Source organism: Kitasatospora sp. NPDC056076 (assembly GCF_042266305.1).
In the GTDB taxonomy this organism is placed as follows: Bacteria; Actinomycetota; Actinomycetes; order Streptomycetales; family Streptomycetaceae; genus Kitasatospora.
On record NZ_JBHJWG010000062.1, the window covers coordinates 1 to 12626 of the forward strand.

The window sequence follows — 12626 nt, forward strand, 5'->3', positions numbered from 1 at the left end:
GTCTGAAAATCACCCGTTACGCCGCTCTCCGCACCCACCCCCTCCACCGCCCCCTCCCGCAGCGCGTCCCTCTCGCCTTGGGCGGGTGGTGGGGGGAGGTGGGGGTGGTGGAGGGGGTGGGTGCGTTGCCCGCGCGCCCGTGGGGAGTGGGGAGGGGGTGGGTGCTGTGGGTGGGGTGGGTGCGGGGTGGGGTCAGGGGAGGAGGCGGAGGGCGGTGGGGGGTTGGGTGGCGGTCTGGTGGCGGAGGAGGTGGGGGCCGAGCCGGAGGGTGAGGTCGAGTTGTTCGCCGGGGCGGGTGAGGGTGGCGGTGAGGTGGTCGGCGAAGGTGTCGAGCTGGTCGGGGGTGATCTGGCGGCCGGTGTAGCGGGTGGTGTGCTGGGTGGGGGTTTCGGTGCCCCAGCAGAGGGTCAGGTCGACGTCTGCGGGTTCCGGGGCGAGCAGGGTGCGGGCGGCCGTCCAGTAGTCGTCGGCGCCGGGGGAGTCGATGCCGAAGGCGGCCTCGATCAGGCCGTGGGGGCGGAGCAGGGCGATGGTCTCGCGGGCGTGGGCGCGGAGTACCGCGTAGGTGTCCAGGGGGTACGGCTCGCGGCGGGCGGGGGTGAGCAGCAGGCAGTGGTCGTAGCGGTGCTCGGCGGCCCGGCCGGGGCGGGGGCCGAGGAGGTCGGCGGGGTCGGTGGAGATGCGGACCCGCATGGTGCTGCGGCCGTCCGGGGCGGTGGCCTCGCCCCAGGGGCCGCCGTCCGCCCCGTACCGGAGGCCGAGCAGGGCGGCCAGTTCGCCGGTGGTGGGGGCGAGGCCGTCGGGCCAGCGCAGGTGGAGGTCGGCGTCGACGGACACGGGGTGCTCCTGGGGCTGCCGGGCGGGGCGGGGTGCTCGGATGCTACGGGTGCGGAAGATCGGCCTGCCAGCGGATTTCGCCGTCCACGGTGTGCGGGGTGGGGTGCAGGCCGAGGGTGCGGGCGATGCGGGCGGAGGCGTGGTGGTCGGGGTGGACGTGGGCGACGGCGGTGGTGATGCCGGCGGCGGTGAGATGGGCGAGCAGGGTGCGGGCGGCCTCGGTGGCCAGGCCGCGGCCCTGCCAGGGGGTGCCGACCACCCAGGCGAGTTCGGCTTCGGCGGCCGCGGGGTGGACGGTGGCCTGGACGTAGCCGGTCAGGGCGTCGTCGGTGCGGAGACGGAGGACCCAGTTGCCCCAGATCTCGGCCGGGTCCGGGGAGCCGGCGGCGAGCCGGGTGCAGCGGGCGCGCCACTGGGCGGGGGTGGCCGGGCTGCCGCCGGTGAAGGTGTGCAGGGCCGGGTCGGCGAGGGCGGCGGCGAGGTCGTCGGCGTGCTCGGGGGCGAGGGGGAGGAGGTCGAGGCGCTCGCTGTGGAGGGTGGTGATCAGCATGGCGGTATTCAAGCGGGTGGGGGTGGCGGCCTCGGCGCGGCGTCCTTTCCGGTGGGCGCGGGGGAGGGTCGAATGGGTGGTTCGAGTCGGACGACGGAGGAGGCCCACGTGCGGTACCTGGTCAGGGAGAAGCTGTTCGCGGTCGGCGACGACTACTGGATCGAGGACGACCGGGGGCACAAGGCCTACCTGGTGGACGGCAAGGTGCTGCGGCTGCGGCACACCTTCGAGCTCAAGGACGCGCACGGGCACGTGGTCGCGGTGGTGAAGGAGAAGATGCTCACCGTCCGGGACGCGATGAAGATCGAGGACGCCGAGGGCGAGGTCGTCGCGACCGTCAGGGAGAAGCTGTTCACGCCGTTCCGGGACAAGTACCTGGTGGAGCTGGCCGGCGGTGGTGAGCTCAGGATCCACGGTGACCTGGTCGACAAGGACTACCGGGTCGAGAACCAGCACGGGGACCGGCTGGCCCGGATCTCCCGCAAGTGGTTCCGGGTCCGCGACACCTACGGGGTGGAGGTCGCCGACGGGGCGGACACCGGGCTGCTGCTCGCGATCGCGGCCTGCGTCGACCACCTGGTGGCGGAGGAGCACTGAGTCAGCGGTTCAGGACGTGGTCCCGGCCCCAGGCGCCCAGCGGGGCCAGGGCCGCGTTCAACTGCCGCCCGGCGTCGGTCAGCGCGTACTCGACCCGGGGCGGCACCTCGTCGTAGGCCTCCCGGCGCACGATGCCGTCCGCCTCCAGTTCGCGCAGGTGGGCGGCCAGCACCTTCTCGGTGATCCCCGGCACCAGCCGGCGCAGCTCGCCGAAGCGGCAGTGCGGGCGCTCGCCGAGGGCCCAGAGGATCAGTACCTTCCACTTGCCGCCGATCACGTCCATCGCGGCGTCGATCCCGCAGACGTGCGCCCCCGGCCTCGGCACGGTCGCCATGCCCACCCCTTCCGACCTCGTCGCTCACCCCAGGGTAACCACCCACTCCGAAGTGCGTACTTGATCACGGGTGGGGCGGGGACGAGGCTGATCGGCATGGCACAGAAGACAGTTGAGACCTCACCCGAGACCCACGTCACCCTGCTCGGCCTCGGCGCGATGGGCACCGCGCTGGCCCGCGCCTGGCTCGCCGCCGGGCACCCGCTCACCGTCTGGAACCGCACCGCCGCCCGCGCCGAACCGCTCGCCACCGAGGGCGCGGTGGTGGCGGCCACCGTCGGTGAGGCCGTCGCGGCCGGGCGGCTGGTGGTGGTCTGCCTGCTCGACGACGACTCGGTGGAGCAGGCGTTGGAGGGGGTGGAGCTGGCCGGGAAGGACCTGGTCGACCTGGTCACCAGCACCCCGGGGCAGGCCCGCACCCGGGCCGCCTGGGCCGAGGCGCGTGGCGCCCGCTACCTGGACGGCGGGATCATGGCCGTGCCGCCGATGATCGGCGTACCGGCGGCCGGGGCGTACGTCTTCTACAGCGGTTCGGCGGCGGTCTTCGAGGAGCACCGGGAGGCGTTGGGCGTGCCGGCGGGGGCCCGGTACGTGGGTGCGGACGCCGGGTACGCGGCGCTGCACGACGTGGCGCTGCTCAGCGCGATGTACGGGATGTTCGCCGGGGTCGCCCACGCCTTCGCGCTGGTCCGGGGCGAGGCGGTGGCGCCGGGTGACCTCGCGCCGCTGCTGCGGGACTGGCTCACCGCGATGGCCGGATCGGTCGAACGGACGGCGGCGCAGCTGGAGAGCGGGGACCTCACCACCGGCGTGGTCTCCAACCTGGCGATGCAGGTCGCGGGCAGGGGGACGCTGCTGCGCACCGCCGAGGAACAGGGGGTGAGCGTCGAACTGCTGGCCCCGTACTTCCGGTTGATGGAACACCGGTTGGCGCTCGGCAGCGGCGCCGAGGACCTCACCGGGGTGGTCGACCTGCTGCGGCGGTGAGGGCCGGCCGGTAACGTACCGGCATGGCTGACCTTGAAGAACGCGCCAATGTCGTCGCGTCCGGACCTCGGCAGACCGGTGCGGGGGTGGGCGTCCGACGGCGCCGCGCCGCCGATCTCGCCGACTGCGTACGGGCCCTGGGCGACGTCCACACCATCGACGGCTACCCCGCCGAGTGGCCCGAGCGGCCCGCCGCCTGGCTCAGCCCGGACGGCCTGCTGGCCGCCTGGGTCGCCGAGGCGGACGGCCGGATCGTCGGCCACGTCGGCCTGGTCCGCAGCGGCCCCGGCGACCTCGCCCCCGGGCTGTGGAGCCTGCGCACCGGCGGCAGACCGGAACTCACCGCCCTGATCGGCCGCCTGTACGTCGCCCCGGCCGCCCGCGGCCGCGGGGCCGGCACCGGGCTGCTCGCCCACGCCGTGGTGCACGCCCGGACCCTCGGCCTGCACCCCGTGCTCGACGTGCTCGCCACCGACACCGCCGCCCTGGCCCTCTACCGGCGCCTCGGCTGGACCCTGCTCGGCAGCGGCGAACAGCGCTGGGCCTCCGGCCGCACGGTCGACGTGCACTGCTTCGCCGCGCCGCGGGGGTAGCGCGCGCGGGTGGCTCCGGCGGCCCGGCGCCCGGGCCGCCGGACGTCAGAGCGGAACGACCTGGACGCCCGCTTCCAGGCCGATGAAGTCGGCGGCGTTCCGGGTGTAGAGCGGCAGGCCGTGGGCGGCCGCCGTCGCCGCGATCATCAGATCCATCCGGCGGGGCCGGGGATCACGCTTGGCCTGGATGGTGAGCGCCGTCAGTGTGCCGAACCTCCGGGCTGCCTCGCGGTCGAACGGGAGCGCGGTGAACTCCGCCTCCACGTCCGCGAGCCGCTGTGCCCTGGCCAGCACCTGCACGGGATCCTTGGCCATCGCGACGCCCTGGGCGAGTTCGGCCAGCACGATGGATGCCACCGCGGCCTCGACCGGCAGGAGCCGTGGGTCGATCCGCGGCAGGTCGATCACGACGCAGGTGTCGAGCAGTCCGCGTTGGTGTCGCCCGGTCACGCCTGCTCCCACGGGTCGTCGCCGCCGACCCGGTCCTCGTCACCGTAGAAGGCATCGGCTTCGGCACGCATCTCCGCTGCGTCGATCACGGGTGCGTTCTGCCACTTCCGCTGGAGCTCTTCGACGGGGACGAACCGGCGGCGACTGCTGATCGGCCGGACCTCGGCGATCTCGGTGCCGTTCCGGGTGATGTGGTAGATCTCTCCGGCTTCGACGTCGTCGAGCACGGCCTTGGACCGCGCCGCGAGCTCGCGCTGCGTGATGGTCTTCATGGAGCCATTGTATCGCGCTGTAATGCGCCGTGTAGCAGTTTGCGTGGAGCCCCGGGCCGGTCGGGATGCGGGGCGGTCCGGGGCTCCACGAGGGCGGCGGGTCAGGGACGCGGGGATCCCCCGGTGGGGGGAGGGGGATGGTCACGCCGGGGGAGGCCGGGGCCGGGGCGGGCGGGTGAGCCTGGGGCCATGGTGATCGGGGAGTGGGTGCGGGACGGTCGGGCGGTGGCCGGCTGGGGCCTCGGGTACGCGGGGTTCGGGGCGGGCTGCGGGTTGGGCGGGACGGCGCTGTGGGGGGCCGGCTGGGTCGGGTGGGCGGTCGCCGGGGTCGGGGCGGTGGCGGTCGGGGCCGGGTGGGCGGCGGCCCGGGGGCGGCCGGGGCGGGGGCTGACCCGGGGGCTGTGGCTGCTGTGCGGGCTGGCCGCGGTGGCGTCCTGGAGCCTGCTGATGGACGTGGTGACGCTGCTGTTCGGGCAGGGCGTGGACAGCGTCCCGGACGCGGTGCACAAGGTGCTGGCCGCGGCCGGGGCGCTGCTGCTGGCGGGCACCGCGCGGGCCCGGGGGCCGGTCGCGGCGCGGACGGCCTTCCGGGCGGCGCCCTCGGCGGCCCCGGCCACCGTCCAACTCGCGGCCTGGGCGGGGACCTTGGCCTTCGTGCCGTACGTGGTGATGAAGCTGGTCTGGGCCTTCGGCGGCAGCTTCGCGGGGATCAGCGGCGACCGGATGTACGCCGACTACGTGCGCAACGGCTCCTCCGGGATCTGGCTGGCCCTGGAGCGCCGGGGGCTGGACGGCACCGTGCTGCTGGCCGCGCTCGGGGTGTTCCTGCTGTGGGGGCTGGTGCGGCCGTGGGGGCAGGTGTTCCCGCGCTGGACCCTGCCGCTGCGCGGCCGGCCCGTACCGCGCTGGCTGCCGCTCGCCCCGGCGCTGATCGGCGCGGTCACGCTGGCGCCGTACGGGCTGCTCGGGATCGGCTACCTGTCGCTGTGCGCCGCCGGGGTGACCGGGATGCGGGTGGGCGCGCTGGGGACGCCGGAGCAGGCGATGCAGATCGGGTGGGTCGGGATGGGCGCCTTCGCCGGGTACGGGGTGGCGCTGGCGCTGGCCACCCGCTCGTACTGGCGGCGGACCGGGGCGTGAGCGGGGGCGGGGAGGGCAGGGAAGTGTTTGCTGAGGCGGCAACAAAGCTTGCCGATACGGGATGGTCGGTCGCAGCCTGGCGGTGGAGGTGAGCGACGATGACCGAGAAGACGACGACGACCGGGACGAACGGCGCGAACGGTACGGCGGAGGGCTACGACGCGGTGGTGGTCGGCGCCGGTGCGGCGGGACTGAACGCCGCCCTGGTGCTGGGCCGGGCCCGGCGCCGGGTCGCGGTGGTGGACGCGGGTGAACCGCGCAACGCCCCCGCCGCCCACATGCACGGCTTCCTCAGCCGGGAGGGCATGCCCCCGGCCGCGCTGCTCGCGGTCGGCCGCGAGGAGGTCGCCCGGTACGGGGTGCACCTGATCGACGGCCGGGTCGAACACGTCGAGCGGGCCGGACCGGCCGAACCCGGCTTCGTGGTCCGGCTGGCCGGCGGGCCGGTGCTGCACGCGCGCCGGCTCGTCGTCGCCACCGGGCTGCGGGACGGCCTGCCCGACCTGCCCGGCCTCGCCGAACGCTGGGGCCGGGACGTCCTGCACTGCCCGTACTGCCACGGCTGGGAGGTCCGCGACCGCCCGCTCGGGGTGCTCGGCACCGGCCCGGGGGCCGTCAACCAGGCGCTGCTGCTGCGGCAGTGGTCGGACGACGTGGTGCTGCTCGCCCACACCCTGGAGCCCACCGCCGCCGAGCGGGAACGGCTCGCGGCGCGCGGCGTCCGGGTCGTCGAGGGCCGGATCGTCCGGGTGGTCGCCGACGACGGGCGGCTGCGCGGCGTCGAACTCGACACCGGGCGGGTGGTCACCCGCGAGGCCGTCTTCGTCGCCCCCCGGCCGGTGCCCCGGGACGCGCTGCTCCTCGGACTGGACTGTGCCCGGGACGACGACGGCTGGGTCACCACCGACCGGACCGGCCGCACCAGCGTCCCCGGCGTCTGGGCCGTCGGCAACGTCGCCGACCCGCGCGCCCAGGTGGTCGTCGCCGCCGGGGCGGGCGCGGCCGCCGCCTTCGCCCTCGACCACGACCTGGTGGACGAGGAGATCGGACGGGCGGTCGCCCTGTGCCGCGCGTCCGGGCCGGCCCTGCCGGTCTGAGCGGGGAAGCTACCAGCGACCGACCGACCCACGCACCCACCCACGCACCCACCCACGCACCCACCCACGCACCCACCCACGCACCCACGCACCCACGCACCCACCCACCCACCACCGGAGAGGCACCACCATGTCCGCACACCAGCACGGTCAGCACCAGCACGGGCACCAGCACCAGCACGGCCCCGGGCAGGTCCCGGCCGCCGACCTCGACTGGGACGCGCTCGCGGCACACTTGGAGCGGGAGGCCGACCTGCGGGCCGACGCCGTCACTGCGGCCGGGCAGTGGCTGTCCGGCCTCGCCGGGGACGGCACGGTCCGCCGGGTCCTCGACGTCGGCGCCGGACCCGGGGTGATCGCCCAGCAGCTCGCGGCGGTCCTCCCGGCCGCCGAGGTGGTCGCCGTCGACCGGTCGGCCGCCCTGCTGGAGCGCGCCCGGACCCGCTCCGGAGGCCGGCTCGGCATCCAACAGGCGGACCTGCCCGCCGAGTTCGACAAGCTCGGCGAGGCCGACCTGATCTGGTCCGGCAACGCGATCCACCACCTCGGCGACCAGCAGGCCGCGCTCACCGCGCTGGCCGGCCGGCTGCGCCCCGGCGGCCTGCTCGCCGTCGCGGAGAGCGGCCTGCCGCCGCGCTTCCTGCCCCGCGACTTCGGCCTCGGCCGGCCCGGCTTCCAGGCCCGGCTGGACGCCGCCCACGAGGACGGCTTCGCCGCCATGCGGGCCGAACTGCCCGACGCCACCGAGGAGGTCGAGGACTGGCCGGCCATGCTCCGGCGGGCCGGACTGGAGCCCAGCGGCACCCGGACCTTCCTGGTCGACCACCCGGCACCGCTGGCCCGCCCGGTCCGCGAGTACCTGCACACCCAACTGGTCCGGCGACACGACCAGTTGGCCGAGGCGATCGACCCGCGGGACCGGGCGACCCTGGAGGCGCTGATCGACGAGGACGCGCCGACCGGGATCCTGCGGCGGCCGGACGCGTTCTACCTGTCGGCGATGACGGTGCACACCGGGCGCCGGGCCTGAGGGGGTCGCCGCGCCCCGCCGGGGTGGCTCAGGGAGCGACCTGGAGGAAGGCCAGGACGGCCAGCACCCGGCGGTGGTCCTCCTCGGAGGGCGGCAGGTCGAGCTTGAGGAAGATGTTCGCGGTGTGCTTCTTCACGGCCCGCTCGGTGATCACCATCCGCTCGGCGATGGCCCCGTTCGAGCGCCCCTCCGCCATGAGCTCCAGGACTTCGCGCTCACGCGGCGTCAGGCGCTCCAGCGGCTTGCTGCGGCCGGTGTTGTTGACCAGCATCGCGATCACCTGCGGGTCCAGCGCGGTGCCGCCCGCCGCCACCCGGTGGACCGTCGCCACGAACTCGTCGGGGTCGAAGACCCGGTCCTTGAGCAGGTAGCCGATCGCGCCGGTGCCGTCGGCGAGCAACTCCTTGGCGTAGAGCTGCTCCACGTACTGGGAAAGCACGAGCACCGGCAGACCGGGGATCTGCCGGCGCGCTTCCAGAGCCGCCTGCAGGCCCTCGTCGGTGAACGTCGGGGGCAGTCGTACGTCGACGACTGCCACGTCCGGCCGTTCGGTGAGGAGGGCCTGCAACAGGTCCGGTCCGGTGTCCACCGCGGCCACGACCTCGAAGTCGTAGGCCTGCAGCATCCGGACCAGGCCGTCCCTCAGGAGGAAGAGGTCCTCCGCGAGTACAACTCGCACGGCAGCTCCATCGTCAGGGTCGTGGGGCCGCCGAGCGGGCTGCGGACGGCCAGGACTCCGTCGAAGGTAGCAAGTCGGCGCTCCAGGCCGCGCAGGCCGGTGCCGCGGGAGGGGTCGGCGCCGCCGGTGCCGTCGTCCGTGATCTGGGCCTTCAGGGTGCCGTTCTCGTACCAGAGTTGGACGTCGACGTGGCTCGCGCCGGAGTGCTTGGCGGCGTTGGTGAGCGCCTCGGAGACGGCGAAGTAGACGGCGGACTCGACCGGGGCCTCGGGGCGGCCGGGCAGTTCGGCGGAGACCGTCACGTTCAGCGGGCTGTCCATGCCCAGGGCCCGGACGGCGTCGGCCAGGCCGCGGTCGGCCAGCACCGGCGGGTGGATGCCGCGGACCAGGTCGCGCAGCTCGTTCAGGGCGGAGGCGGAGGCCTGGCGGGTCTCGGCGAGCAGCTGCTTGGCGGCCTCCGGGTCACGCTCGACCAGCCGCTCGGCGACGCCCAGGTTCATGCCCATGGCCACCAGCCGGGCCTGCGCACCGTCGTGCAGGTCCCGCTCGATCCGGCGCAGCTCGGCGGCCTGGGTGGTCAGCGCGTCGCGCCGGGTCTCGGTGAGGTGGGCGACCTTGCGCTCGGCGGCCAGCGCCTCGGCCCGGGCGGTCGGGCCCAGCAGCGCCTTGGCGAGCGCGGTGTGGCCGCGCAGCGCGGCGGGGGCGATCGCCAGGCCGGCCAGCATCACCGGGACGCCGAACAGGGCGGCGGTGCCGGCGGCACCCGAGTCGGTGACGTGGATCCACAGGTACCAGGTGTTGCCGCCGTTGTCGGCGATCGACTGCCAGACCTGCGGCAGCACCAGGCCGAAGGCGCCGTAGGCGACCACCAGGAGCGGGAACAGCGCCACCGTGAAGCCGACCACCGGGTCGACCACCAGCCAGAGCAGGTCGCGCCAGGTGGCCTGGTCCGCCAGCATCGCCTGGCAGCGCTTCCAGGCCCCCTGGAGGCCGGGTGCGGCCTCCGGCAGCGGCTGGTAGGGGTCACGGATCTCGACGCCGTTCCAGCGGGCGGCGAGCCGGCGCCGCAGGCCGGCCAGGCCGCGGACCGCGAGGAGCGTGGGCGGCACCAGCAGCGCGCCGACCGCGAGGCCCATCAGCGAGGCGGTGACCGAGGCGGCGGTGAGCAGCAGCAGCTGCGGCACGGCGAACGCGGCCAGCGCGGGGCCCCGCAGCAGGGACCGGACGGCGTTGCCCAGCATGCCGAGCGGGTTGCGCCGGCTGCGGCCGCCCGTGGTGTCGGTGTTCTGCACGTTGTTCACAACTCCCGTGGTGATGCTGCTGGTCATGACCGCTCGGCCCTTTCCGTGACGGCCTCGCGGCCGGTATCCCTACCCGTTGCTTGCTGACGACATCCAGACTGCCGTCCGCCGCCGTTCCGATCACTGGGCCCTGGACCCCTGTTGGTGGTACCTGGGTACACCCCCCGATCGACGCCCAGAGGCCATGTCCCGGAAACGGTGCCCGGCCTAGTGTTGCGGGTGTCGGGGAGCGACCCGCCGCAAGGGCGCCGGAGCTTCCGTAAATCACTTGTATCGAACGGGAGTTCATCATGAGCGCGCGACGTGGCGAGGCGAACCGGCCGCTGGCCCGGCGGGGTTGGGTGCGACTGGTCCTGGTGCTCGCGGCGATCGGCCTGTTCCTGTACGGGCTCACGCCGGACCGGGCCCACGCGGCCACCGCGACGACGGGCAGCGGGAGTTCGGCGGCGGCCGGCGGCTCGGCACCACCCGACCCCGGATCGGTGAAGCGGCTCTTCGACGAGATCGTGCCGAAGCTGCTCGCCGAGCACCGGATCCCCGGCGCGGCGGTCAGCGTGGTGGCCGGCGGCCGGCAGGTCTTCGCCGGCGGCTACGGCGTCTCCGACGTGCCCGGGCACAAGGCCGTCGACCCCGACCGGACCGCGTTCTTCACGGGCTCCGACGCCAAGGTGTTCACCGCCGTCGCCGTCCTCCAGCAGGTCCGGGCCGGGAAGTTGGACCTGCACGCGGACGTCAACACCTACCTGGGCACGTTCAAGGTCAGGGACAGCTACCCGGGACACCCGGTCACCGTCGAGAACCTGCTGACCCACACCGGCGGCTTCGACGACACCTTCATGGGGCTGGCCCAGGCCGGGCCGCAGCACGTCGGGAGCCTCGGCGACGCGCTGGCCGCCCACCAGCCGGACCGGGTCCGGGCGCCGGGGGTGGTCGCCGCGTACGACAACTACGGTGTCGCGCTCGCCGGTTACCTGGTCGAGGTGGTCTCCGGACAGCCCTTCGACCAGTACGTCGCGCAGCACGTGCTGCAGCCGCTCGGGATGGAGCGCACCACCTTCACCCAGCCCCACCCGGCCGCCGTCGACGCCGAACTCGCCCACGGCTACCGGCCCGAGGGCGACGGCCAGACCGAGACCGAGGGGCTGTACGGGCCGCTCACCCCGACCGGCGCGGCCGCCGTCACCACCGTCACCGACATGGGACGGCTGATGCTGGCCCTGCTGAACGGCGGCTCCCTGGAGGGCCGTCCGGTCCTGGACCGGGACGGCACCGCGCAGCTGCTCGCCCGGCACTTCGGGCCCGACCGGCGGATGCCCGGGATGGCCTACCTGCTCGAACAGCGCGACCGCAACGGGCAGCAGCTGCTGGTCAAGGACGGCGACGTGCCCGGCTTCCACAGCAACCTGGCGCTGCTGCCGGAGCGGGGGGTCGGACTGTACGTGACCGTCAACGGGGACGGCGAGGACTCCACCGGCGGGTGGGCGACCCAGCAGGTGCTCAACGCCTTCGTGGACCGGTTCTACCCGGCTCCGGCCGCCGCCGCCCCGGCGGTGGTGGGCGGGGACCTGGGGAAGTTCACCGGGGACTACCGGTCGACCCGGGTCAGCCAGTCCAACCTGACCAGGGCGTCGGCGCTGATGGGGTCCGTGCACGTGGCGGCGCGGGGCGCGGAGCTCGTCGTGAGCGGGCCGGTCGTCCGGGACCCGCAGGCGGGCGAGACCCGGTGGCAGCAGGTGGAACCGGGGCTCTTCCAGCAGGTGGGCGGGAGCGCCCGGATCGCCTTCGAGCTGAACGGCGACGGGGACGTGGTCTCGATGCTGACGGACGGCGACCCGACCGTCGCGTACCAGCCGCTGGCCTGGTACCAGGCCCCGGAACTGCACCAGCGGGTGGCGCTCGGGAGCCTGGTGGTGCTGGGTCTCACGGTGATCGGGTGGCTGGTCGCCGCGGTGGTGCGGTCGGTGCGGGGCAAGGGGCGGGCCGGGGCGCCGGCGGCCCGGCTGCTGGGGTGGGTGACGGGACTGCTGCTGGTCGTGGCGACCGGGTGCTTCGCGCTGCTGACCTCGGACTCCAACGCCCTCAACCAGACGCTGTTCCTGGGGGATTCGCCGCTGCTGACGGTGGTGCCGGCGATGTACCTCGGGGCCCTGGGGCTGACCCTGCTGACGGTGCTCTGCGCGGTCCTCGCCTGGGTGCGGGGCTGGTGGGGGGTGTTCGGTCGGCTGCACTACACGGTGCTGGCCGTGGCGGCGGTGCTGTTCCTGGTGCTGGCCGGGGGCTACGACCTCATCGGGACCGGGCACTTGGCGGGCTCCTTGGATCTGATCGGGTGAGGCGGGGCGGGGCGGACGGAAGGGGACGGCCACGGCCCCCGGCGGCGACGCCGGGGGCCGTCGGGTGTCAGGCGACGATCTGCCAGGAGGTGGTGGGGACCGGCGGGCGGAGCGAGACGTCGTGCCAGCGGACGGTGCGGCGGGTGGGCGGGGTGGCGGCGGCCGCCGCGGCGAGGGCGGCTCGGTGCTGGAGCAGGAGCACGGTGAGGGCGGCGATCTCCTCGGGGGTGAGGTCCTGGTCGGTGCGGAAGAGGACGGGGCGGAAGAGGTCGGTGCGGAAGAGGGCGGGGCGGTCGGTCACGGGAGCCTCCGGGTGGGGGAACCCAGACGGGCCCCACGCGGGGCGGCGGGGCCGGCGGGGGGGGGGGTGGGGTGTGGGGGGCGTGAGCCCGGGGAGCCGGGGGAGGGGGGGGGCGGGGGGGTTGT

The 12626-nt window shown here is 74.9% G+C and carries 15 protein-coding genes; 7 read left to right on the top strand and 8 right to left on the bottom strand.

The features are described 5' to 3' along the window. Positions 1–192 precede the first annotated feature (192 nt). Positions 193–837, bottom strand: a complete 645-nt coding sequence (locus tag ACFC1T_RS34470) for a hypothetical protein (protein ID WP_375895584.1) — start codon at positions 835–837, stop codon at positions 193–195. Between the two features lie 43 nt (positions 838–880). Beyond that, positions 881–1387 carry a GNAT family N-acetyltransferase gene (locus ACFC1T_RS34475; RefSeq protein WP_375895587.1) on the bottom strand — a complete coding sequence of 169 codons (507 nt, stop codon included), beginning with the start codon at positions 1385–1387 and terminating at the stop codon, positions 881–883. A gap of 108 nt (positions 1388–1495) precedes the next feature. Here ACFC1T_RS34475 and ACFC1T_RS34480 point away from each other — a divergent pair, with 108 nt between their 5' ends. After that, a complete protein-coding gene (locus ACFC1T_RS34480) occupies positions 1496–1984 on the top strand; it encodes an LURP-one-related/scramblase family protein (RefSeq protein WP_375895590.1) in 489 nt (162 codons plus the stop codon). A gap of 1 nt (position 1985) precedes the next feature. Here the strand turns inward: ACFC1T_RS34480 and ACFC1T_RS34485 are convergent, their stop codons facing one another. Beyond that, positions 1986–2318, bottom strand: a complete 333-nt coding sequence (locus tag ACFC1T_RS34485; RefSeq protein ID WP_375895592.1) for a winged helix-turn-helix transcriptional regulator — start codon at positions 2316–2318, stop codon at positions 1986–1988. 96 nt (positions 2319–2414) lie between these two features. Here ACFC1T_RS34485 and ACFC1T_RS34490 point away from each other — a divergent pair, with 96 nt between their 5' ends. Beyond that, entirely contained in the window at positions 2415–3305 is an 891-nt protein-coding gene (locus tag ACFC1T_RS34490) for an NAD(P)-dependent oxidoreductase (RefSeq protein ID WP_375895595.1), read from the top strand. 23 nt (positions 3306–3328) lie between these two features. After that, positions 3329–3898 carry a GNAT family N-acetyltransferase gene (locus ACFC1T_RS34495; RefSeq protein ID WP_375895598.1) on the top strand — a complete coding sequence of 190 codons (570 nt, stop codon included), beginning with the start codon at positions 3329–3331 and terminating at the stop codon, positions 3896–3898. Between the two features lie 45 nt (positions 3899–3943). Here the strand turns inward: ACFC1T_RS34495 and ACFC1T_RS34500 are convergent, their stop codons facing one another. Both ACFC1T_RS34500 and ACFC1T_RS34505 read right to left on the bottom strand, forming a co-directional pair. Further along, on the bottom strand, positions 3944–4348 hold the full coding sequence (locus ACFC1T_RS34500) for a type II toxin-antitoxin system VapC family toxin (protein WP_375895601.1): 405 nt from the start codon (positions 4346–4348) through the stop codon (positions 3944–3946). Continuing rightward, on the bottom strand, positions 4345–4620 hold the full coding sequence (locus ACFC1T_RS34505) for a type II toxin-antitoxin system Phd/YefM family antitoxin (protein WP_375895603.1): 276 nt from the start codon (positions 4618–4620) through the stop codon (positions 4345–4347). The genes ACFC1T_RS34500 and ACFC1T_RS34505 overlap by 4 nt, the downstream gene beginning before the upstream one ends. A gap of 189 nt (positions 4621–4809) precedes the next feature. Here ACFC1T_RS34505 and ACFC1T_RS34510 point away from each other — a divergent pair, with 189 nt between their 5' ends. The 3 genes from ACFC1T_RS34510 (at position 4810) to ACFC1T_RS34520 (ending at position 7887) form a co-directional block, all read left to right on the top strand. Next, a complete protein-coding gene (locus tag ACFC1T_RS34510; RefSeq protein ID WP_375895605.1) occupies positions 4810–5760 on the top strand; it encodes a hypothetical protein in 951 nt (316 codons plus the stop codon). A gap of 98 nt (positions 5761–5858) precedes the next feature. Beyond that, on the top strand, positions 5859–6857 hold the full coding sequence (locus ACFC1T_RS34515; protein WP_375895607.1) for an NAD(P)/FAD-dependent oxidoreductase: 999 nt from the start codon (positions 5859–5861) through the stop codon (positions 6855–6857). Positions 6858–6987: 130 nt separating this feature from the next. Next, positions 6988–7887: a methyltransferase domain-containing protein gene (locus ACFC1T_RS34520; RefSeq protein WP_375895610.1), complete on the top strand. Its 900-nt coding sequence runs from the start codon at positions 6988–6990 to the stop codon at positions 7885–7887. A gap of 28 nt (positions 7888–7915) precedes the next feature. Here ACFC1T_RS34520 and ACFC1T_RS34525 read toward each other — a convergent pair whose 3' ends face one another. Both ACFC1T_RS34525 and ACFC1T_RS34530 read right to left on the bottom strand, forming a co-directional pair. Next, a complete protein-coding gene (locus ACFC1T_RS34525) occupies positions 7916–8566 on the bottom strand; it encodes a LuxR C-terminal-related transcriptional regulator (RefSeq protein WP_375895613.1) in 651 nt (216 codons plus the stop codon). After that, positions 8530–9894 carry a sensor histidine kinase gene (locus ACFC1T_RS34530; protein WP_375895616.1) on the bottom strand — a complete coding sequence of 455 codons (1365 nt, stop codon included), beginning with the start codon at positions 9892–9894 and terminating at the stop codon, positions 8530–8532. Before ACFC1T_RS34530 ends, ACFC1T_RS34525 begins: the two co-directional genes overlap by 37 nt. A 263-nt stretch (positions 9895–10157) precedes the next feature. Between ACFC1T_RS34530 and ACFC1T_RS34535 the strand changes: the two genes are divergently transcribed. Then, complete coding sequence (locus ACFC1T_RS34535) at positions 10158–12200, top strand: serine hydrolase domain-containing protein (RefSeq protein WP_375895619.1); 2043 nt, start codon at positions 10158–10160, stop codon at positions 12198–12200. A gap of 67 nt (positions 12201–12267) precedes the next feature. Here ACFC1T_RS34535 and ACFC1T_RS34540 read toward each other — a convergent pair whose 3' ends face one another. Then, positions 12268–12501, bottom strand: coding sequence for an acyl-CoA carboxylase epsilon subunit (locus tag ACFC1T_RS34540; protein WP_375895621.1), 234 nt, complete (start codon positions 12499–12501; stop codon positions 12268–12270). Between the last annotated feature and the right edge of the window lie 125 nt (positions 12502–12626).

Coding starts and splice junctions, on each gene's coding strand:
- ACFC1T_RS34475 (WP_375895587.1), bottom strand. CDS start 1,387: ATGCTGATCACCACCCTCCACAGCGAGCGCCTCGACCTCCTCCCCCTC.
- ACFC1T_RS34485 (WP_375895592.1), bottom strand. CDS start 2,318: ATGGCGACCGTGCCGAGGCCGGGGGCGCACGTCTGCGGGATCGACGCC.
- ACFC1T_RS34490 (WP_375895595.1), top strand. CDS start 2,415: ATGGCACAGAAGACAGTTGAGACCTCACCCGAGACCCACGTCACCCTG.
- ACFC1T_RS34495 (WP_375895598.1), top strand. CDS start 3,329: ATGGCTGACCTTGAAGAACGCGCCAATGTCGTCGCGTCCGGACCTCGG.
- ACFC1T_RS34505 (WP_375895603.1), bottom strand. CDS start 4,620: ATGAAGACCATCACGCAGCGCGAGCTCGCGGCGCGGTCCAAGGCCGTG.
- ACFC1T_RS34510 (WP_375895605.1), top strand. CDS start 4,810: ATGGTGATCGGGGAGTGGGTGCGGGACGGTCGGGCGGTGGCCGGCTGG.
- ACFC1T_RS34515 (WP_375895607.1), top strand. CDS start 5,859: ATGACCGAGAAGACGACGACGACCGGGACGAACGGCGCGAACGGTACG.
- ACFC1T_RS34520 (WP_375895610.1), top strand. CDS start 6,988: ATGTCCGCACACCAGCACGGTCAGCACCAGCACGGGCACCAGCACCAG.
- ACFC1T_RS34530 (WP_375895616.1), bottom strand. CDS start 9,894: ATGACCAGCAGCATCACCACGGGAGTTGTGAACAACGTGCAGAACACC.
- ACFC1T_RS34535 (WP_375895619.1), top strand. CDS start 10,158: ATGAGCGCGCGACGTGGCGAGGCGAACCGGCCGCTGGCCCGGCGGGGT.